Raw genomic sequence first — 19,031 nt, 5'->3', positions numbered from 1 at the left:
CGTTTGGGCCTCAGAAAATGACATCCAAATTCTCGCTGGAACTGTTCCCGCCGCGCACGCCTGAAGGCACCGCGAAGCTGCCGGCGATCTTGAAGAGACTGGCTGCAACCGGTCCCGAATTCTTTTCGGTGACCTACGGTGCCGGCGGCTCTGAGCAGAACGGCACCTACGACACCTTGATGACGGTGGTGCGCGAAACCGGCGTTGAGGCCGCACCGCATCTGACCTGCATCGGCAGCACGCGCTCGCGCATCGCCGAACTGCTGGCGCAGTACCGCGAAGCCGGCGTGAAGCGCATCGTCGCGCTGCGCGGCGATCTGCCGGCGACGGCCTACAGCCCGGCGGCACCGGGTGAATTCCATTTCGCCAACGAGTTGGTCGCGTTCATACGCGAGAGCCATGGTGCACACTTCCGCATCGAAGTCGCGGCCTATCCGGAGCTGCACCCGCAGGCGAGCAGCGTAGCCGCCGACTTCGCTTATTTCGCCGACAAGGTTCGCGCCGGTGCGCATGCGGCGATCACCCAGTACTTCTTCAACGCCGACGCTTACTTCGATTTCATGGAGCGCTGCACGCGGGCCGGCATCACGGTGCCGGTGGTGCCGGGCATCATGCCGATCGTCAACGCGGCGCAGCTGATCCGCTTCTCCGCCGGCTGCGGCGCCGAGATTCCGCGCTGGCTGCGTCTGCGCATCGATGAGCTCGCCGACGACAAGGCCGCGCTGCAGGACTTCGGCACCGACGTGGTCGCACGTCTGTGCGAGAAACTGATCGCCGGCGGAGCGCCAAGTCTGCATTTCTATACGCTCAACCAGGCCGAGCCGACGCTGCGCCTGTGCCGCGCGCTGGGGCTCGGCAGCAACTGATCGCTGTGAATCTGCCGCACGCCCTGGAGTACGCCGGCACCGCGGTGTTCGCGGTGTCGGCGGTCCTTGCGGCCGGCCGCAAAGGCCTGGACCTGCTCGGCGTGCTGGTGATCGCGGTGATGACCGCCACCGGCGGCGGCACCGTGCGCGATCTGCTGCTCGGCCGCACGCCGTTCTGGTTCACCGATACCGGCTACCTGGTGACGATCCTGGTCACCGCCGGTGCAACCGTGCTGATGCTGCGCTGGCGCCATCCGTCCGAGCGCGTGCTGCAGATCGCCGACGCGCTGGGCCTGGCGCTGTTCTCGATCTCCGGCGCGCGCATCGCCGAGGCCGCCGGTCTGCCGGGCCTGATCGTGGTGGTGCTGGCGACGATCACCGGCACTTTCGGCGGCGTGCTGCGCGACGTGCTGTGCAACGACATCCCGCTGCTGCTGCGCCCGGGCACGATCTACGGCACCGCGGTGATCGCCGGCGCCTCGCTGTACGTGCTGCTGCAGTCGCTCGGCATGCCGCGGAATGCCGCCGGCTTCGCCGCGATGGCGCTGATCGCCGGCCTGCGGTTGGTCGCGATCGCCCGCAACATCACCTTGCCGACGCTGACGATCAAGGAAAAACCGTAGGTTGGGGTGAGCGCAGCGAACCCCAACATTCCTCCGCGCTGATGTTGGGGTTCGCAAGCTCACCCCAACCTACGCGATGGCCGCGACTACAATCCCGGCATGCCGACCCCGCCGCCAGATCAGATCCGGGTTCCGAATCGCCGCTCCAGGCACGACATCCCGCCCGATCCGCCAAAGAAGGAAGCCGACCTGGCCAGACCCCGCCGCCGAACCTCCCACGTCCGGCGCCTGCTGCTGGCGCTGGTCTGCCTCTTCGTCGTACTGCCGCTGACGCTGATCCTGCTCGGCCGCTTCGTGCCGATCGCGGTCACCAGCTACATGCTGCAGAGCCCGACGCGGCCGGTGCAGCACCAATGGGTGTCGCGGACCCGCATCGCCGAGTCGGCGCGGCGCGCGGTCATCGCTGCCGAGGACCAGAAGTTCTGGGATCACCACGGCTTCGACGTCGAGGCGATGCAAAAAGCCTACGCGCGCAACCAGCGTGGCGGCCGAGTCCGCGGCGGGTCGACGATCAGCCAGCAGACCGCCAAGAACCTGTTCCTGTGGCCGGGCGGCGGCTATCTGCGCAAGGGCATCGAGGCCGGCATTACCGTGGCGATCGAAACGCTGTGGGGCAAGGACCGGATCCTCGAGGTGTATCTGAACTCGGCCGAATTCGGTTCCGGGATCTATGGCGTCGAGGCCGCTTCGCAGCACTTCTTCGGCAAGCCGGCCGCACAGCTGACGCCTGCCGAAGCGGCGCGGCTGGCGGCGGTGCTGCCGAATCCGCGCAAATGGAGTGTTTCGTCTCCGGGCTCGTACGTGCAGTCGCGGGCGGCCTGGATCCAGCGGCAGATGGGCTACTCCGGCCGCAGGCCGCCGGTCGAGGACGCCGAGCCGGCACCGCCGCCCGGCGAGGTGATCCCGGATGATGACGAGGACCCGCCGGCATTCGCGCCGAGCCCAGCTGCGGAGCCGGCGCCGACCCGGCCGGAACCCGATCCCGAACCGGCTGCCGAGCCGCCCGCGTCCAGCGATGCACCAAAGGCGGAGCCGCTCTCCGAGCCCGAACTGGACGCGCCGCAACCGGTGCCGCTGACACCCGCAACGCACTAGCCTCGGATCATGAAAATCAGCTCGCTCGAAACTCGCCACCTGCCCACCGTGGTAGCGGCTCTCGCGGTCGTGCCGGGTGTGAGACAGCGCGACGCCGATTCCCTGCCCGCGCTGGAGCGTTACCTGCTCCGCAATCCCAATCTCAGCGTCATCGCCTATATGGGTCGTTCACTGGCCGGCTTTGTTCTCAGCGGTCACGACGGACGTCGCGGCTACCTCAACCACCTGATCGTCTTGCCCGAGTTCCGCAGGCGCGGCGTTGCCACCCGGCTGGTCGAGTCGGCTCTGGATCGCTTGCATAAAGCCGGCATCAGCAAGGCCCACGTGGACGTTCTGGAGGAGAACGACGTGGCCCAGGCCTTTTGGTCCCAGGCTGGCTGGCAGCAGCGCGATGACATCCATCGTTTTTCGGTGGTGATATCCGGAGGCGTCAACGCCTGACATCCGGCCTCAATGCGGTGCCTCGTCCCAGCGCAACAGCGGCGAATGCAGGCGCTCGCCGCCGATCAGCGCGGTCTTGCCGTCGGCGCTCAGCCCCATGCCCTCGGCGATGCGTAACGCCGGCAGGCGCAGCAGCAGCGGATCGCGGGCCTTGAACGCCTGCGGCCAGTCCTCGTCGCCGCGGCGCTCGAACAACGCCAGATGGGTATAGGTCAGCACCGCCAGACGGCGGCCTTCCGCGGACAGATCCGCCGCGGTCGCCGTGCCGCGATAGCGCTCGGAGCCGGCCGGCGACGCCGGCGGCAGCGGGTCGCGATACAACGGCGGCAGGTCGGCGATGCGCCTCGCGGTCGCGACCACGCCCGGCGGCGGGTCCATCGGCAACTCGTAGACGCCCGCCGGGCTGCGCTGCTTGTCGATCAGCAGGAACCGCCGCTTCGCCGGATCGGCCGCGAGCGACTCACAATCGCGCGGGCCGTCCTCGAAGCGGAATGCGATCGTGCGCAGCGGCTTCAAGGGCTGTGCCGGCAGCTCGGCGCTGGGCTCGGCGACGATCTGGATCGCCAGCTGCGAGCGGAAGCTGAAGTTGTCGCCGGTGTCGGCCACCGCCAGATAGGCGACGCCGTCGCGCTCGTAGCTGGCCATGTCCTCCCAGTCCAGTTCCGGCGCATCGATGGCGACGCGCCCGAGCGAGTGGCCGCGGCCGTCGAACGCGAACAGTTCGGCCAGGTTGCCACTGTCGTTGTGCCCCCACCAGCGGCCCGGCACGCGCCGCGACACTGCGATGCCGGACAGCTCGACCAGCGCGTCGGTCTGCACCGCGCCGACCACCCGGATCGACGGATCGGCCGCCGCCAGCAGCGCCGGAACCAGCATCAGAACGGCCGCGAGCGCACACCGGCGCCGCGCCGGAGCCAGTGCGTTCCACCCGTGTGTCACGACATGAGCTTTAGTCTGTAAGTGCATTGCCTACATAGGAAATTGGTTTCCGCCCACAGCTTCTGTGGATAAAACTGTGGGAAACGGCGGGGCTGGTGAGTTAAGTGGAAGTCCCCATTAGCATTTATGCTCGACGACCAGTTTATAGTCATTGCAAATTCTTGAGTATATTCATACATTTACTACATTGTTGCGGTATTCCTGCAGAAATATGTCGTAGTTAGGCCGTCTGCGGGCGCATCCTTTTGCAACTGTGCATAAGGGTTCCACCGGGCGTCCGCGAATTGCCGCGGTGCACAAGTGTTTAAACTATCTCGATGACCGTTATGTCCGCTCCGCCGCTGGTCCTGTGCATCGCCGGCCACGACCCCAGCGGCGGCGCCGGCGTCATCGCCGACGTGCAGGCGGTTTCCGCGCTCGGCTGCCATCCGCTCAGCGTCATTACCGCACTGACGGTGCAAGACAGCCGCAACGTCCGCGAGGTCGCGCCGGTCACCGCCGCGCTGATCGAACGTCAGCTTGAGCTGTTGCTCGAAGATAGCCGGATCAGCGCGATCAAGATCGGCCTGATCGGCGAGCCGGCGCAGATCCCGGTGATCGCCCGCCTGATCGAGCGCTGCGGAGTTCCGGTGGTGCTGGACCCGGTGCTGCGCGCCGGCGGCGGCGGCGACTTGGCTAGCGCCGCGGTACAACGCGCCCTGATCGACCAGCTGATGCCGCGGGTCACCGTATGCACGCCGAATGCGGCCGAAGCGCGTCGCCTCGCCGGATCGGACGATCTGCAAGCCGGCGCCGCGATGCTACTGGCGCTGGGCTGCGCCAACCTGCTGATCACCGGCGGCGACGAGCCCACGCCAGGCAGCGTCTACAACACCTGGCACCGCGCGCAGGCGGAGCCGCGAACCTGGCTGTGGCCGCGACTGCCGCAAGGCTTCCACGGCGCCGGCTGCACACTGGCTTCGGTGATCGCCGCGCGGCTGGCGCTGGGCGACGCGCTGGAGGCGGCGCTGGACAATGCGCAGCGCTGGGTACACGAGGCGCTGGCGCGCTCGTATGCGATCGGCCAGGGCCGGCGGATTCCAAACCGTCTTCCAAACCGTCTTCCAAACCGTCTGCCGAATCGGCTTCCGGGCCAGCAGTGAACAACGCGCTGAGCGGGCTTTACGCGATCACCTCGCAGGCGCTCTGCGAAACCCCGCAGCGGCTGCAGGCCGGCGTCGCAGCCGCGATCGCCGGCGGCGCACGCGTGATCCAGTACCGCGACAAGCAAAACGATGCGCCGACGCGGCTCGATTACGCCAAGCGCCTGCGCCGTTTGTGCCGCGACGCCGGCGCGCTGTTCATCGTCAACGACGATATGCAGATGGCGGCCATCGTGGATGCCGACGGCCTGCACCTGGGCAAGACCGACGGGGCGATCGCCGCCGCGCGCGCGCTACTGGGTGACAGCGTGCTGATCGGCGTCAGCTGTTCCGGCGATCTGCAGCGCGCGCTGGCGGCCCGGCAACAGGGCGCCGACTACGTCGCCTTCGGCCGCTTTTACGACTCCAATACCAAGCCCGACGCACCGCTGGCGGGCCTGGATGCACTGCGCGAGGCGCGGGCGCAGCTGCGGCTGCCGATCTGCGCAATCGGCGGCATCACGCCGGACAATGCCGCGCCGCTGCTGGCCGCCGGCGCCGATATGATCGCCGCGGTCGACGGCGTGTTCGGCGCGGCGGATATCGAGGCCGCGGCAAGGCGTTACGCATCGCTGTTCCCGTAGGTCGGCAATCCCTTGCCGACGCGAGGCCCCGGTTGCGCATCGAAGGTCCACGTCGGCAAGGGATTGCCGACCTACGCGTTGTCCCGAGTCAGGCCCGGACCGGCGTCGATCAGTACAATCCGCTACTCGCTCATTCCAAGCGGCACCAAAACCGCCAGGTCCATGTCCCGATCAGAAGAGCTGTTCCAGCGCGCCCAGGCACGCATTCCAGGCGGAGTGAACTCACCGGTCCGGGCGTTCCGCTCGGTCGGCGGCACGCCGCGGTTCATCAAGGCGGCCAGCGGCGCCTGGCTGACCGACGCGGACGAGCAGCGCTATGTCGACTATGTCGGCTCCTGGGGCCCGATGATTCTCGGCCACCAGTATCCGGCGGTTCAGAACGCGATTCTGGAGCAGGCGCAGATCGGCGTGTCCTACGGCGCGCCGACCGAACTCGAGGTCGAGATGGCCGACCTGCTGTGCGCGCGCGTGCCGGGCCTGGACATGGTGCGCATGTGCAACAGCGGCACCGAGGCAACGATGAGCGCGCTGCGCCTGGCGCGCGGTGCCACCGGCCGCGACTACATCCTCAAGTTCGAGGGCTGCTACCACGGCCACGGCGATGCGCTGCTGGTGAAAGCCGGCTCCGGCCTGCTGACGTTCGGCGTGCCGACCTCGCCGGGCGTGCCGGCCGATCTGGCCAAGTACACGCTGACCGCGACCTACAACGACCTGGTCAGCACGCGCGCGCTGTTCGCCGAACACCGCAACCAGATCGCCGCGGTCATCGTCGAGCCGGTCGCCGGCAACATGAACTGCGTGCCGCCGGCGCCGGGCTTCCTCGACGGTCTGCGCGCGCTGTGTGACGAGGGCGGCGCGCTGCTGATTTTCGACGAGGTGATGACCGGCTTCCGCGTCGGCCCGCGCGGCGCTACCGGCCTGTACGGCGTGCGCGCCGACCTGATCACGCTGGGTAAGATCATCGGTGGCGGCCTGCCGGTCGGCGCCTTCGGCGGCTCGCGCCAGCTGATGGAACAGCTGGCGCCGACCGGCCCGGTCTACCAGGCCGGCACCTTGTCGGGCAATCCGCTGGCGATGGCCGCGGGCCTGGCGATCCTGCGGGCTTTGGCCGACGATGCGATCTATACGCGACTGGAAGCCAGCACGAAGCAGCTGCTGGACGGTTTCAAGCAGGCCGCGATCGATGCCGGCATCGCCTTTACGACGACCCAGGTCGGCAGCATGTTCGGCCTGTATTTCGGCAGCGGGCCAATTAATGGTCTGGCCGATGTGTCCGCCTGCGACGGCGCCCGCTTCAAGCGCTTCTTCCATCTGATGCTGGATCGCGGCGTGTACCTGGCGCCCTCGGCCTTCGAGGCCGGCTTCGTTTCGGCCGCGCACGGCGAAGCCGAAATCACCCACACGCTGGACGCGGCACGGGCCAGCTTCCAAGCGCTCGCCGCCCGCTAGCCCCTAGCCGCCGACTCGCCCCGTGCTGGAGAACGCCCAGGCGTTTCTCGACTGGATCGCCGCCCACCCGGGACTGGCGCTGGGCCTGCTGTTCGCAGCATCGCTGCTCGACGCGCTGTTCATCATCGGCGCGTTCGTGCCGGCCTCGATCTTCCTGTTCGGCGTCGGCGCACTGGTCGCACTCGGCTCGCTCGAGCTCTGGCCGACTGCGGCGGTTGCGGCAGCCGGTGCGCTGATCGGCGACGGCATTTCGTTCTGGGTCGGCCGCCATTACGGCGAGCGGCTGTTCAACATGCCGCTGATGCTGCGCCATCCGGAATTCGTCGGCAGCGGCCGCAAGTTCTTCGAACGCCACGGCGGCAAGGGCATCTGGCTGGCGCGCTTCCTCGGGCCGGTGCGCTCGGTGACGCCGGCGATCGCCGGCGCCTCGGGCATGCCGCTGTGGCAGTTCGCACTGATCGATGTCAGCGCCGCCTACCTGTGGGCGCTGGTCTACATCCTGCCCGGCGTGCTGTTCGGCGCCAGCATGGGCCTGGCGGCCGAGGTGGCGACGCGCCTGGCCGGGCTGCTGGTGCTGATCTTCACACTCGGCGGCGCGATCTTCTGGCTGGTGCCGCTGCTGATGGCGGCGCTGCAGCGCAATGGCGAGCGCTGGCTGGGGCCGGTGCTGGACTGGAGCCGGCGGCACCGCCATCTGGGCCGCTTCGGCGCCGCGCTGGCCGATCCGCAGCAGCCGGAAACCCCGGCGCTGGCCGCGGTCGCGCTGATGCTGGTGGTGCTCGGCGGCCTGTGGCTGTTCAACCTCGCCGACGCCGCCGGCCATCCCTACCCGTCGCCGATCGACGCGGTGATCTACCAGACGCTGCACGACCTGCAGACACCCTGGGGCAACCTGCTCGCCTATGCGATCGCCCAGCTCGGCAGCCCTTGGGTCTACGGCCCGGTGGCGCTGGCGGTGCTGGGCTCGCTGATCGCGCGGCGCCGGCACCGCGCAGCCGCGCACTGGATCGCGGCGCTGGCCTTCGGCGCGCTGATTTCGCTGGGCCTGCACGCGGTACCGATCCGGCCGGCACCGGCGACTTTTTACCACGGCATCGGCGCGGCGGCACTGCCGCGCGACCTGGTGATGGTCATCGTCACCTACGGTTTCGCCGCGGTGCTGCTGGCGACGCAGCGGCCACGGCGATTGCGACGCCGCGTTTACATCGGCAGCACCGTGCTGCTGGCGATGATCCTGCTGTCGCGGCTGTATCTGGGCATCGAATGGTGGAGCCTGACGCTGTCCTCGATCGCGGTGTCCCTGGTCTGGCTGGGCGCGCTGGCGCTGGGCTATCGCCGGCACCGGCCGGAGCGGCTGTTCGCGCGCGGCTTCCTGCTGCCGGTGGCGCTGGTGTTCGTGGTCGCCGCCGGTGTGCGCTGGAGCAGCGACGCGCCGCTGCCGGACCGGCCGTTCGCCGTCGGCCATGAGCAGGCGATTCAGCCGGCCGCCTGGTGGACCGGCGGCTGGCAGCAGCTGCCGCTGCAGCGCGTCGATCTGCGCGGGCGCGGCGGCAACCCATTCAACCTGCAATGGGCCGGCGAGCTTTCGCGGATCGCGGCCAGCCTGGGCGCCGCCGGCTGGCAGCCGCTGGCCGAGCCCTCGGGCAGCAATCTGCTGCGCTGGCTGACCACCAGCAGCACGGTCGATCTGCTGCCGCTGCTGCCGCAGGTGCACGCCGGCCGTCATCCGCAGCTGGCGTTGCGCCGCGCCGTCGACGGCGAGCACCAGCAAGTGATCCGGCTCTGGGATTCGGGCTGGAAGCTCGGCGATGGCCCGGCTCAGGGCGAAACCGTATGGCTCGGCGTTTTGAGTACGCAGACCGCGCGCACTTATTACCGGCTGTTCCGCTATCCGGTCACCGATCGCACGACACCAATCGATTTCAGCGCGCCGCCACCGTATTCGCAGCGCCAGGTTGCGGCGGCCACAGGGCCCGTATGGCTGATCGCAGAGAACCCGAGCCTATACACTGCCGCCTATCGCGACACCGGTGCCGTGGTTCCCGCCCCGGTTGCGGCACCGCCACCACCACAAAAACCCTAGATAACCCCCGGCATGGCCGATCTGCTTTCCAAGTTCCGTACGCGGCTCAACAAGGGCCTGGGTGGCGACAGCTGGCTGACGCGCGATATCGGCACGCTGTTCAGCGGCGCCGCGCTGAGCCCGGACGCGCTGGAGGAGCTGGAGACGCGGCTGCTGATGGCCGACGCCGGCCTCGAGGCGACGAATTGGCTGCTCACCCGGCTCAAGACCGAGATCGACGGCGGCCGCATCAAGACCGAAAAGCAGCTGCGCGATTCGCTTAAAGCCTCACTGCTCGAATTGCTGCTGCCAATCGCCCAGCCTTTGAAGATCCCGGCCTTCATCCGCCCGTACATCCTGTTCGTCGTCGGCGTCAACGGCGTCGGCAAGACCACGACCATCGGCAAGCTCGCGGCACGCTTCAAGGCTGAGAAACTGAGCGTGCTGCTGGCCGCCGGCGATACCTTCCGCGCCGCCGCGGTGCAGCAACTGAGCACCTGGGCCGAGCGCAGCGGCACGGCTATCCTGTCGCAAGGCGAAGGCGCGGATTCCGCCAGCGTGATCTTCGACGCGGTGCAGTCGGCCAAAGCGCGCGGCATCGACGTGGTGATCGCCGACACCGCCGGCCGCCTGCATACGCAAAGCCACCTGATGGACGAGCTGCGCAAGATCAAGCGTGTGATCCAGAAGCACGATGCCTTCGCGCCGCATGAAGTCCTGCTCGTCGTCGACGCCACCACCGGACAGAACGCGCTGAATCAGGCGATCCAGTTTCACGAGGCGATCGGCCTGACCGGCATCGCGGTGACCAAGCTCGACGGCACCGCCAAAGGCGGCATATTGCTCGCCATCGCACGGCGCATGGCGCTGCCGATCCGCTATGTCGGCCTCGGCGAGGCGCTCGAGGATCTGGAAGTATTCGATGCCGAGGTCTACGTGGATTCCCTGATCGGAGGAGCCGCCGGATGAGCCAGGCGATCGTGCAGTTTTCCCAGGTCCATCACCGCTATCCCGGCGGCGGCAGCGACGTGCTCAACAGCATCGATTTCCAGCTCGACGCCGGCGAGATGGTGTTTCTGACCGGCGCCTCGGGGGCCGGCAAGTCGACGGTGCTGCGGCTGATCGCGCTGCTGTCGCGCGCCAGCCGCGGCCAGATCGTCGTCGCCGGCGCCAATCTGGCGCAGCTGCCGCGCCGCCAGGTCGCGCCGTACCGGCAGCAGATCGGCATGATTTTCCAGAACTTCAACCTGCTCAACGATCGCAGCGTGTTCGACAACGTCGCCCTGCCGCTGGTGATCCGCGGCCACTCGCATCAGGACATCGGCCGCCGCGTGCGCGCGGCGCTGGATACGGTCGGCCTGCTCAACCGCGAACGCGCTCGGCCGGAGACGCTGTCCGGCGGCGAACAGCAGCGCGTCGGCATCGCCCGCGCGGTGGTCACCAAGCCGCTGCTGCTGCTGGCCGACGAGCCCACCGGCAACCTCGACCCGGTGATGGCGCAGGAAGTCATGCGCCTGTTCGAGCGCTTCAACGACGTCGGCGTCAGCGTGCTGGTGGCGACCCACGCGATCGATCTGATCGAGCGCATGGACCGGCGCATCGTGCACCTGGAAGACGGCCGCATCGTCAGCGGCGCGAAGATGGCCGCCGCCTCGAAGCTGCCGCTGGGAGTGCTGTGATGGCGCGCACCAAGGCACAGAATGCCGCCGACGCGGCGCCGCAGAACTGGCTCGCGCGCACGCTGCAGGAACATGCGCGGGTGTTTTTCTTCTCGCTTGGCAAGCTGGTCAATCATCCCGGCAGTTCGCTGCTGACCGCGGCGGTGATCGGCATCGCGCTGGCGCTGCCGGCGGCGCTGCACCTGGCCGTCAACAACTTCCAGCGGCTCGCCTACACCTGGCAGAACGATCTGCAGCTGTCGCTGTTCCTGAAAGACGGCGTCGACGAGACGCGCGGCCGCGAACTGACGCAGCAGCTGGCGAGCCGCGACGGCGTGAAATCCGCGCGCTACATCTCGCGCGAACAGTCGGCCGCCGAATTCCGCGAGCTGTCGGGCTTCGGCGAAGTGCTCGACCTGCTGCAGCACAACCCGCTGCCGGCAGTGATCGTGGTCTCGCCCGATGCCGGGCGCAGCGCCGCGCAAGTCACCGTGCTGGCGCAGACGCTGTCGGCCCTGCCGGAAGTCGAGCTGTCGCAGATGGATCAGCAATGGCTGCAGCGGCTTCAGAGCCTGCTGGCTATACTCGAACGCGTGGTGATGATGGCCGCCGCGCTGCTCGGTGTGGCCGTGCTGGTGATCGTCGGCAATACACTGCGGCTCGATATCGAGGCTCGTCGCGACGAGATCGTGGTGATGAAGCTGATCGGCGCTCCGGACGGCTTCATCCGCCGCCCGTTCCTGTACGGCGGTTGCTGGCTCGGCCTGCTCGGCGGCTGGTTCGCGCTGCTGCTGCTGACCGTCGGCCTGGCGGTGCTGCAGGCGCCGGCGCATGAACTCGCCGCGCTGTACCAGAGCGATTTCGCGATCCAGGGGCCGGGGCTGGCCACCGTGCTGACGATCATCCTTGGCGGGGTACTGCTGGGGCTGATCGGCGCCTGGTGGACGGTGACGCGGCATCTGGCCGCGATCGAACCGGCCTGATCGGGTCCGCCGGTCTCCAACTCGCGCCGCTACAAGCCGGCGGCCAGCTTCAGCAGATCGTAGCCCTGTAGCGTCGCATCGAAGGCGCTGGATTTGAGGCCGACCAGATCCAGCGTCATATCCTGGATATCGTGGGTCTGACCCGGCCAGTTGTGGCCGCCACCCCGCACCGTCACCAGGTAGTGCCGGCGGTTTTCGGCGCAGGTTTTGGTCGATGCCTCAAAAATCACCGGCAGTGTCGCGCTGTCGGTGGCGTCGATACGGGTCTCGCCGTCGTCTCCGGCGCAGCCGCTGAAATTCTCGAACAGTTGGTGGATGCCGGGCACCGCCAGCGTCAGGTCGATCAGGCCGTCGTAGGGATTCAGCAGGTCGGCAGTGCCGTGGACGATCACCGTGCCGATCGAGCGCGAGGGCAGGCAGGCCTGCTGCACTTCGCGGCTCATGTTGGCGGCGGTCGCCATCACCGCGTCGACGCGCTCGGCCGCTGCGCAGCCGTAGTTGTAGGCCATCGTGCCGCCGTTGGAGAGGCCGGCGACCAGCAGCGGCAGGCCTTCGGCCGCATAGCGCGCACGCGCGTCGGCGACCACCTCGTCGAGGAACTGCACGTAGCTCGCGACCGGCTCCAGCGCCGGCTGCGTCGGCCAGCGCGAACCTGGCAGTTCCAGGCCCAGGTCTGGACCGAGATCGCCGAGCAGGCCGGGAGCCTGCGGCACGATCACCAGCGTGCGCCGCTGCTTCGCCAGCTCCTGCAGCCGGATCACGTTGGCGAAGGTTTCGACGCGGCCACCGAGGTAATGCAGCGCCAGGTAAACAGTCTGCGGCGCCTCGGCGCCCTGCAGTACCAGATAGTGCGAGCGGCTGCCCGAAGTGCTGGTGATGTCGACCGAGCTGATGCTGACGCCGTCGCAGGCCGCGACCTCGCCATTCATTGCGAACACGCCTTCCGGCAGCCCGCAGTAGTCGCCAGCGGTAGAGGCACAGTCGTCGCCGGCCGCCAGCCGGTCCGGGCTGAACGAGTCGCGACAGCTCAGCGTCGTCGCCGGGGCGGATCCCGGTCCGCTGTCGGTGCCGGTTTCGGCCGCAGCGGTGGCGGTATCGGCGGCCGGCGATTCCCCGTTCTGCGGCGATCCACCGCCTCCTCCGCAAGCTGCTAGCAATAGCGCCAGCAGACTCATTCCCAGCAATTTCATGGCTGTCTCCCCCAGCTCAATTTCTTAATTATACAATATGTTATATAGAATACTTAATCTAGTTTATTGACATGGTGCGGTAATTCCGCGAACCACAAAAAAGGCCGGCGGAAGCCGGCCTTTTTTGTACAGCGTCGAGGCTTACTTCGCGGCCGCTGGCGGCAGCGTGAAGGTGTAGATCGGGCCTTGCTGATGCGCGAAGTACTGCGCGACCGCCGCGATGTCGGTGTCGGTCAGATTCGCCGCCTGCGCCCTCATCACCGCGTTCTTGCGCGCGCCGGAGCGGTAGTCCTTCAGCGCGTGCTCGATGTAGTTGGCGTACTGCCCGGCCAGCACCGGATATTCCGGCAGGATCGGCTTGGCGCCGTGCTCGCCATGGCAGGACTGGCAGACCGGCACCAGCTTGTCGACGGCCGGAGCCGCCGCCGCTTCATGCTCGTCGGCCCGGGCCGAAACACTCAGGCCCAGAACCAGGGCCGCGGCGGAAATCAGCACAAACTTGCGGTGGAGGCTCATCGGATCGCGCTTCACTTGTCAGCCTTGTTGCGGGGCGCCTGGGTCAGGAAGGCGGCGATGTCCTCCATGTCCTGGTCGGTCATGCTCGCGGCCTGGGCGTGCATCGTCGGATGTGGACGGTCGCCGGAGCGATAAGCCTTCAGCGCGGCAACGATGTAGCCGGGCTGCTGGCCGCCCAGCTTGGGCACGCGATACGTCGGATAGGCATTGGAGTAGAACGGGATGCCGTGGCATCCGATACAGGTATCGGCCTTGTCGCGGCCGACGGCCGGATCACCGGCCGCTGCAGCAGGCAGGCTGAGCAAAGCGGCAAGGGCCAGGATGCCCCGACGCGCGAGTTTCATACCATCAACTCCCAGGATACTTTTTGGTTCGAGACCCGCAAGAGCCCTGGCGCGGTGGCTAAGCACGATGGCCGGGCTGTTGCAGCACGAAATTGTCAGGGATTCAGCATCGTGGGTCAACGAAGATCGTGCGGAGATCGCAAGGCCGCATGCCGTCGCGAGGCCTTCACCGGTGATTGCTATAGTTTGTTTTCGGGCAGGGGCTGCAAAACGCCTTTGTGATTTTGTACTGCTTTATACGTTTATCACGGCGATTTAATCACCATGAGCCAAACCGCCGACCGTCTCATCGTCGCGCCCGATACCACCGTCGTCGCGGCTGTCGATCTGGGCTCGAACAGCTTCCACATGATGGTCGCGCGCAGCGCCGGTGCCGATCTGCAGGTGATCGACCGCCTGCGCGAACCGGTGCGCCTGGCCGCCGGCCTGGACGACAGGCGCCGCCTGACCCTCGAGGCGGAGACGCGCGCGCTAGCCTGCCTGCAGCGCTTCGGCCAGCGCCTCAGCAACCTGCCGCGCGAGCGTGTGCGCGCGGTCGGCACCAATACCCTGCGCCGGCTTCAGGAAGCGGATTCCGCGACCGGCGGGTTTGTCGAGCGAGCGGAAGCGGCGCTCGGCCACAGCATCGAGATCATCTCGGGAGTCGAAGAGGCGCGTCTGGTCTATGGCGGCGTGGTTCACGGCATGGGCGGCGCCGAGACCGAGCGCCGGCTGGTGGTCGACATCGGCGGCGGCAGCACCGAGGTGATCATCGGCCGCGGTCCGACCGCGGTACTGATGGAATCGGTCGGACTGGGCTGCGTGGTCCATCAGAATCGCTTTTTTGCCGACGGCAGTATCACGCGTTCACGGTTTCGCCAGGCACGCTTCGCCGCACGGCTCGAGCTCGAATTTCTGGAGAACCGCTACCGCCGCACCGGCTGGGACATTGCGATCGGCGCCAGCGGCACGGTGCGCGGGGCCTGGCGGGTGATGCGTGAACAGGCCTGGGCCGACGAGCAGATCACTCGCGAGGGCCTGGAGAAAACCGTGGAACTGGTGATCGATCGCGGCCATGTCTCCAAAATCGATTTTCCGGCCTTGCGCGAAGACCGCCGGCCGGTGTTCGCCGGCGGGCTGGCGGTGCTCGCCGGGGTGTTCGACGCGCTCGATCTGCAGCGCATGCAGACCTCGGAGCGCGCGCTGCGCGAAGGCCTGGTCTACGACCTGCTCGGGCGCCTGTCCGATCACGATGTGCGCGACGAATCGGTACGGGCGATGGCGACACGCTACGGCGTCGACGCCGCGCATGCCGGCCGGGTCGCCACGACGGCGTTAAAGCTGCTGACGCAGGTGTTCTCGGCCTGGCAGCTGGACCGCAAGTCATCGACGATGCTACTGAACTGGGCCGCGACGCTGCACGAGATCGGCCTGGTGATCGCGCATTCCTCATACCAGAAGCACGGCGAGTACATCCTGCGTCATGCCGATCTGCAGGGCTTCTCGCAGACCGACCAGAAGCAGCTCGCGGCGCTGGTGCGGCTGCATCGCAGCAAATTTTCGGAGAGCCCGCTGGCCGATCTGCCGGCAGCGCAGTCCGAAACCATCCGCAAGCTGGCGATCCTGCTGCGGCTGGCGGCGCTGCTGCACCGCAGCCGCGACCCGGATCTGGATCCTCCGGTCAGCGTACGGGTCGGCAGCAACAACGGCCGCCGCAATGTCGACCTGAGCTTCCCGCGCCAGTGGCTGGCCGCGCACCCGCTGACCCAGGCCGACCTCGAGCAGGAAGCCGACTATCTGAAATCCGCCGACGTTCGCCTGCGCTTCGACTGATATCGCGCTCGCGGCTGGCTACAGTAGGCCATGCGCAAGCTGCTCTTTCTCCCGTTGCTGTTGATCGCCCTGCCGGCGCAGGCCGAGATCTATCGCTGGGTCGACGCCGAGGGCCATGCGCATTACGGCGACAAGGCGCCGACACCGGGCGCCAAGCCGGTACAGCTGCCGCCGCTGCAGTTCATCTCCGGCGGAGCCAATGCAACTGCAGCCGCGGCGCTTGCGCCCGGCAAGGCCGAGCCGCCCACGCCGGCAATCGAGAGCGTCATGCTGAGCATCGTCTCGCCGACCCCGGACCAGACGCTGCGCGGCACCGATCGCAAGCTCAGCGTCGCGATCAACCTGCAGAAGCCGCTGCCGGAGGGCGCCGGCCTGGTGTATCTGCTCGACGGCAATGCGCGCACGTCCAAACCGGTGCAGGATCTGAGCTATACCATGGGCGATGTTGATCGCGGCACGCACCTGGTCGCGGTGGCGGTCGTCGACGGCCGTGGGAAGGAGCTTGGGCGTGCGGCACCGGTTCTGGTTCACATCAAACCGCCCGGGATCAACTAGGCGCGCACCTTATCGGTGCGCTCGTTTCCCGGAAAGGCTATTCTTGGGCTCCATTTTGTGGCCCGGCTTTTGCTAAAACGGAGCAATGAAGCTCGCCCCCAGTAGTCGTGCGGCGCCCGCGCACATTCTGGACGGGCTCAGTACGGCCGTTATCAGCCTCGATGCAGCGCTGCGTGTCGTATCGATCAATTCCACGGCTGAGAGCGTTTTCGGCGTCAGCCGCCGCTACGCCGTCGGCGAGGCTTTCACCCACGCGATTCCGCAGTTCGCGCCGCACGCGCCGCGTCTGCGCGAAGCCTTGAAGGCCGGCACCGGCTTTATCGAACGCGAACTGCAGCTGCGCAAGAGCGGCGAGCAACCGATCACCGTCGATTGCACGGTAACGCCGCTGCAGCTCGGCAAGAACGTCGGCCTGCTGATCGAAATCCTGCCGATGGACCGGCACCTGCGGATCTCGCGCGACGAGCTGCTGCTGGCCCAGCAGGAATCTTCGCGCGAGCTGATCCGCAACCTCGCGCACGAAATCAAGAACCCGCTGGGCGGCATCCGCGGCGCGGCGCAGCTGCTCGAGCGCGAGTTCCCGGACTCCGAGCACCGCGAATACACGCGCGTGATCATCCGCGAGGTCGACCGTCTGCAGAACCTGGTCAACCGGCTGCTCGGCCCGAACCGCGTGTCGCAGAAAGCGCCGGTCAACGTGCACGAGGTGCTCGAGCACGTGCGCCAGCTGGTCGAGGCGGAAGCGCCGATCGGCGTGAGCTTCCTGCGCGACTACGACCCGTCGATCCCGGAGATGATCGGGGATCGCGAGCAATTGATACAGGCGGTACTGAATTTGTTGCGCAACGCGCTGCAGGCGGTCGGCGACCAGGGCAGCATCGCGCTGCGGTCCCGCACGCGGCGGCAATACACGATCGGCGGCACCCGTCACCGCCTGGTCGTCCAAATTGATATCGAAGACGACGGACACGGAATTCCCCCAGCAATGATCGACAAAATCTTCTACCCGATGGTGACGATGCGTGCAGAAGGCACGGGACTTGGATTGCCGATAGCGCAATACCTTGTCCACACCCATGGCGGAGTCATCGAGTGCAAGTCGCGCCCGGGCAGCACCGTTTTCTCGATCTACATGCCGCTCGACGTTTCAGCCGGGACCCCGGCATGAATAATCCCGCGCTGACGGTATGGGTGGTCGACGACGACGAATCGATCCGCTGGGTGCTTGAGCGCTCGCTGGCGCGCGAAGGCATGCAGGTGACGGTGTTCCCCGGCGCCGCCGAGCTGCTGGATGCGCTGTCCGACGATACCCCCGACGTGCTGGTCAGCGACATCCGCATGCCGGGCGTCAACGGCCTGGAGCTGATGGAGCGCGTGCGCGCGGCCAAACCGCTGCTGCCGGTGATCATCATGACCGCGCATTCCGACCTGGAATCCGCGGTCGCCGCGTACAAGGGCGGTGCCTTTGAATATCTGCCCAAGCCTTTCGACGTCGATGGCGTCGCCGCGCTGGTGCGCCGCGCCGCGTCCAAGCGTCCGGTGCTGGAGCAGCCGGAGGAAGCCTCGGCGCCGACCGCGATCATCGGCGAGGCGCCGTCGATGCAGGATGTGTTCCGCGCGATCGGCCGTCTGGCGCAAAGCCAGATCACGGTGATGATCACCGGCGAATCCGGCACCGGCAAAGAGCTGGTCGCTCGTGCGCTGCACAACAACTCGCCGCGCGGCAACCGCCCGTTCATCGCGGTCAATACCGCCGCGATTCCGAAAGACCTGATGGAATCCGAATTCTTCGGCCACGAACGCGGCGCGTTCACCGGCGCGCAGATGCAGCGCAAGGGCCGCTTCGAGCAGGCCGACGGCGGCTCGCTGTTCCTGGATGAGATCGGCGACATGCCGTCGGACCTGCAGACCCGCCTGCTGCGCGTGCTGCAGAACGGCGAGTTCTATCGCGTCGGCGGCGTCTCGCCGGTGCGCGTCGACGTGCGCGTGATCGCCGCAACGCACCAGGATCTGGAAACCCTGGTGCGCGAAGGCAAGTTCCGCGAGGACTTGTTCCACCGCATCAACGTGATCCGCGTACGCATTCCGCCGCTGCGCGAGCGCGTCGAAGACATCCCGATCCTGATGCGACATTTCCTCGTACAGGCCGGCAAGGAGCTGAAGACCGAGCCCAAGCGCCTGCTGCCGGACGTGATGGAGCGGCTCTGCGATTTCGACTGGCCCGGCAACGTGCGCCAGCTCGAGAACACCTGCCGCTGGCTGACGGTGATGGCGCCCGGCCAGGACGTGCATCTGCCCGACCTGCCCCCGGAGCTGCGCGATACGCGGCGAAGCTCGGAGCCGGCGGTGCGTCAAGCTCCGGCGGCGGCCATGCCGTCACCGATGGAGCACGCCGCCCCGGCGAGTGCAGCGCCGGGCGCAGCACCCGCGGCCCGCGACGCGCAATGGTCCGGGCTGCTGCGCAGCTGGGCCGCCGCCGAACTCAAGGCCGGGCGCAGCGACCTGCTCGCCGAAGCGACGCCGGATTTCGAACGCACGATGATCGAAGTCGCGCTCGAAGCCTGTCACGGCCAGCGCCAGGAAGCGGCGCGGCGCCTCGGCTGGGGCCGCAACACGCTGACCCGCAAGATCAAGGAACTGGGGATGGAGTAGTGCTGTTGGGGTTCGCTGCGCACACCCCAACCTACGATCGCCGCGGTAGGTTGGGGTGAGCGCAGCGAACCCCAACACGGG

The 19,031-nt window shown here is 67.5% G+C and carries 19 protein-coding genes; 15 read left to right on the top strand and 4 right to left on the bottom strand.

What is annotated here, in order from left to right; translation table 11 throughout:
* Positions 1-17: 17 nt before the first annotated feature.
* From metF to JWQ90_RS08875, 4 genes are all read left to right on the top strand, one after another.
* On the top strand, positions 18-866 hold the full coding sequence (gene metF / locus JWQ90_RS08890) for a methylenetetrahydrofolate reductase [NAD(P)H] (protein WP_299692300.1): 849 nt from the start codon (positions 18-20) through the stop codon (positions 864-866).
* A 5-nt stretch (positions 867-871) separates the two neighbouring features.
* Entirely contained in the window at positions 872-1,489 is a 618-nt protein-coding gene (locus tag JWQ90_RS08885; RefSeq protein ID WP_299692298.1) for a trimeric intracellular cation channel family protein, read from the top strand.
* Positions 1,490-1,588: 99 nt separating this feature from the next.
* Entirely contained in the window at positions 1,589-2,584 is a 996-nt protein-coding gene (gene mtgA, locus JWQ90_RS08880; RefSeq protein ID WP_299692295.1) for a monofunctional biosynthetic peptidoglycan transglycosylase, read from the top strand.
* A gap of 9 nt (positions 2,585-2,593) precedes the next feature.
* Positions 2,594-3,025, top strand: a complete 432-nt coding sequence (locus JWQ90_RS08875) for a GNAT family N-acetyltransferase (RefSeq protein ID WP_299692292.1) — start codon at positions 2,594-2,596, stop codon at positions 3,023-3,025.
* 9 nt (positions 3,026-3,034) lie between these two features.
* Here the strand turns inward: JWQ90_RS08875 and JWQ90_RS08870 are convergent, their stop codons facing one another.
* Entirely contained in the window at positions 3,035-3,964 is a 930-nt protein-coding gene (locus JWQ90_RS08870) for a hypothetical protein (protein WP_299692289.1), read from the bottom strand.
* A 326-nt stretch (positions 3,965-4,290) separates the two neighbouring features.
* Here JWQ90_RS08870 and JWQ90_RS08865 point away from each other — a divergent pair, with 326 nt between their 5' ends.
* The 7 genes from JWQ90_RS08865 (at position 4,291) to ftsX (ending at position 11,881) form a co-directional block, all read left to right on the top strand.
* The gene (locus JWQ90_RS08865; RefSeq protein ID WP_299692286.1) at positions 4,291-5,106 is read left to right on the top strand and encodes a bifunctional hydroxymethylpyrimidine kinase/phosphomethylpyrimidine kinase; all 816 of its coding nucleotides are present in this window, start codon (positions 4,291-4,293) and stop codon (positions 5,104-5,106) included.
* Complete coding sequence (gene thiE, locus JWQ90_RS08860) at positions 5,103-5,729, top strand: thiamine phosphate synthase (RefSeq protein WP_299692284.1); 627 nt, start codon at positions 5,103-5,105, stop codon at positions 5,727-5,729. The genes JWQ90_RS08865 and thiE overlap by 4 nt, the downstream gene beginning before the upstream one ends.
* Before the next feature lie 162 nt (positions 5,730-5,891).
* Entirely contained in the window at positions 5,892-7,178 is a 1,287-nt protein-coding gene (gene hemL, locus JWQ90_RS08855) for a glutamate-1-semialdehyde 2,1-aminomutase (RefSeq protein WP_299692281.1), read from the top strand.
* Between the two features lie 22 nt (positions 7,179-7,200).
* Positions 7,201-9,261 carry a VTT domain-containing protein gene (locus JWQ90_RS08850; protein WP_299692278.1) on the top strand — a complete coding sequence of 687 codons (2,061 nt, stop codon included), beginning with the start codon at positions 7,201-7,203 and terminating at the stop codon, positions 9,259-9,261.
* A 12-nt stretch (positions 9,262-9,273) separates the two neighbouring features.
* Positions 9,274-10,209 carry a signal recognition particle-docking protein FtsY gene (gene ftsY, locus JWQ90_RS08845; RefSeq protein WP_299692275.1) on the top strand — a complete coding sequence of 312 codons (936 nt, stop codon included), beginning with the start codon at positions 9,274-9,276 and terminating at the stop codon, positions 10,207-10,209.
* Positions 10,206-10,919 (top strand): cell division ATP-binding protein FtsE, encoded by a 714-nt coding sequence (gene ftsE, locus JWQ90_RS08840; RefSeq protein WP_299692272.1) that lies wholly within the window; start codon positions 10,206-10,208, stop codon positions 10,917-10,919. Before ftsY ends, ftsE begins: the two co-directional genes overlap by 4 nt.
* Positions 10,919-11,881 carry a permease-like cell division protein FtsX gene (gene ftsX / locus JWQ90_RS08835; protein ID WP_299692270.1) on the top strand — a complete coding sequence of 321 codons (963 nt, stop codon included), beginning with the start codon at positions 10,919-10,921 and terminating at the stop codon, positions 11,879-11,881. The genes ftsE and ftsX overlap by 1 nt, the downstream gene beginning before the upstream one ends.
* A 29-nt stretch (positions 11,882-11,910) precedes the next feature.
* Here the strand turns inward: ftsX and JWQ90_RS08830 are convergent, their stop codons facing one another.
* The 3 genes from JWQ90_RS08830 to JWQ90_RS08820 all read right to left on the bottom strand — a co-directional run bounded on the left by JWQ90_RS08830 (position 11,911) and on the right by JWQ90_RS08820 (position 13,931).
* Entirely contained in the window at positions 11,911-13,071 is a 1,161-nt protein-coding gene (locus tag JWQ90_RS08830; protein WP_299692267.1) for a hypothetical protein, read from the bottom strand.
* 141 nt (positions 13,072-13,212) lie between these two features.
* Positions 13,213-13,587: a cytochrome c gene (locus tag JWQ90_RS08825; protein ID WP_299692265.1), complete on the bottom strand. Its 375-nt coding sequence runs from the start codon at positions 13,585-13,587 to the stop codon at positions 13,213-13,215.
* 11 nt (positions 13,588-13,598) lie between these two features.
* Complete coding sequence (locus tag JWQ90_RS08820) at positions 13,599-13,931, bottom strand: c-type cytochrome (protein ID WP_299692263.1); 333 nt, start codon at positions 13,929-13,931, stop codon at positions 13,599-13,601.
* A 264-nt stretch (positions 13,932-14,195) separates the two neighbouring features.
* Here JWQ90_RS08820 and JWQ90_RS08815 point away from each other — a divergent pair, with 264 nt between their 5' ends.
* The 4 genes from JWQ90_RS08815 to ntrC all read left to right on the top strand — a co-directional run bounded on the left by JWQ90_RS08815 (position 14,196) and on the right by ntrC (position 18,950).
* The gene (locus JWQ90_RS08815; protein WP_299692261.1) at positions 14,196-15,743 is read left to right on the top strand and encodes a Ppx/GppA phosphatase family protein; all 1,548 of its coding nucleotides are present in this window, start codon (positions 14,196-14,198) and stop codon (positions 15,741-15,743) included.
* A 30-nt stretch (positions 15,744-15,773) separates the two neighbouring features.
* Positions 15,774-16,298: a DUF4124 domain-containing protein gene (locus JWQ90_RS08810; RefSeq protein ID WP_299692259.1), complete on the top strand. Its 525-nt coding sequence runs from the start codon at positions 15,774-15,776 to the stop codon at positions 16,296-16,298.
* Positions 16,299-16,383: 85 nt separating this feature from the next.
* Complete coding sequence (gene glnL, locus JWQ90_RS08805; protein WP_299692257.1) at positions 16,384-17,466, top strand: nitrogen regulation protein NR(II); 1,083 nt, start codon at positions 16,384-16,386, stop codon at positions 17,464-17,466.
* Positions 17,463-18,950 carry a nitrogen regulation protein NR(I) gene (gene ntrC / locus JWQ90_RS08800; RefSeq protein ID WP_299692255.1) on the top strand — a complete coding sequence of 496 codons (1,488 nt, stop codon included), beginning with the start codon at positions 17,463-17,465 and terminating at the stop codon, positions 18,948-18,950. Before glnL ends, ntrC begins: the two co-directional genes overlap by 4 nt.
* Positions 18,951-19,031: the final 81 nt, after the last annotated feature.

The organism is Hydrocarboniphaga sp. (genome assembly GCF_028291725.1).
Taxonomy (GTDB): domain Bacteria; phylum Pseudomonadota; class Gammaproteobacteria; order Nevskiales; family Nevskiaceae; genus Hydrocarboniphaga.
The sequence above is the reverse complement of the archived record's forward strand: the minus strand, read 5'-3'. Positions and strand labels throughout refer to the sequence as shown.

Coding starts and splice junctions, on each gene's coding strand:
- metF (WP_299692300.1), top strand. CDS start 18: ATGACATCCAAATTCTCGCTGGAACTGTTCCCGCCGCGCACGCCTGAA.
- mtgA (WP_299692295.1), top strand. CDS start 1,589: ATGCCGACCCCGCCGCCAGATCAGATCCGGGTTCCGAATCGCCGCTCC.
- JWQ90_RS08875 (WP_299692292.1), top strand. CDS start 2,594: ATGAAAATCAGCTCGCTCGAAACTCGCCACCTGCCCACCGTGGTAGCG.
- JWQ90_RS08865 (WP_299692286.1), top strand. CDS start 4,291: ATGTCCGCTCCGCCGCTGGTCCTGTGCATCGCCGGCCACGACCCCAGC.
- hemL (WP_299692281.1), top strand. CDS start 5,892: ATGTCCCGATCAGAAGAGCTGTTCCAGCGCGCCCAGGCACGCATTCCA.
- ftsY (WP_299692275.1), top strand. CDS start 9,274: ATGGCCGATCTGCTTTCCAAGTTCCGTACGCGGCTCAACAAGGGCCTG.
- ftsE (WP_299692272.1), top strand. CDS start 10,206: ATGAGCCAGGCGATCGTGCAGTTTTCCCAGGTCCATCACCGCTATCCC.
- ftsX (WP_299692270.1), top strand. CDS start 10,919: ATGGCGCGCACCAAGGCACAGAATGCCGCCGACGCGGCGCCGCAGAAC.
- JWQ90_RS08830 (WP_299692267.1), bottom strand. CDS start 13,071: ATGAAATTGCTGGGAATGAGTCTGCTGGCGCTATTGCTAGCAGCTTGC.
- JWQ90_RS08825 (WP_299692265.1), bottom strand. CDS start 13,587: ATGAGCCTCCACCGCAAGTTTGTGCTGATTTCCGCCGCGGCCCTGGTT.
- JWQ90_RS08820 (WP_299692263.1), bottom strand. CDS start 13,931: ATGAAACTCGCGCGTCGGGGCATCCTGGCCCTTGCCGCTTTGCTCAGC.
- JWQ90_RS08815 (WP_299692261.1), top strand. CDS start 14,196: ATGAGCCAAACCGCCGACCGTCTCATCGTCGCGCCCGATACCACCGTC.
- JWQ90_RS08810 (WP_299692259.1), top strand. CDS start 15,774: ATGCGCAAGCTGCTCTTTCTCCCGTTGCTGTTGATCGCCCTGCCGGCG.
- glnL (WP_299692257.1), top strand. CDS start 16,384: ATGAAGCTCGCCCCCAGTAGTCGTGCGGCGCCCGCGCACATTCTGGAC.
- ntrC (WP_299692255.1), top strand. CDS start 17,463: ATGAATAATCCCGCGCTGACGGTATGGGTGGTCGACGACGACGAATCG.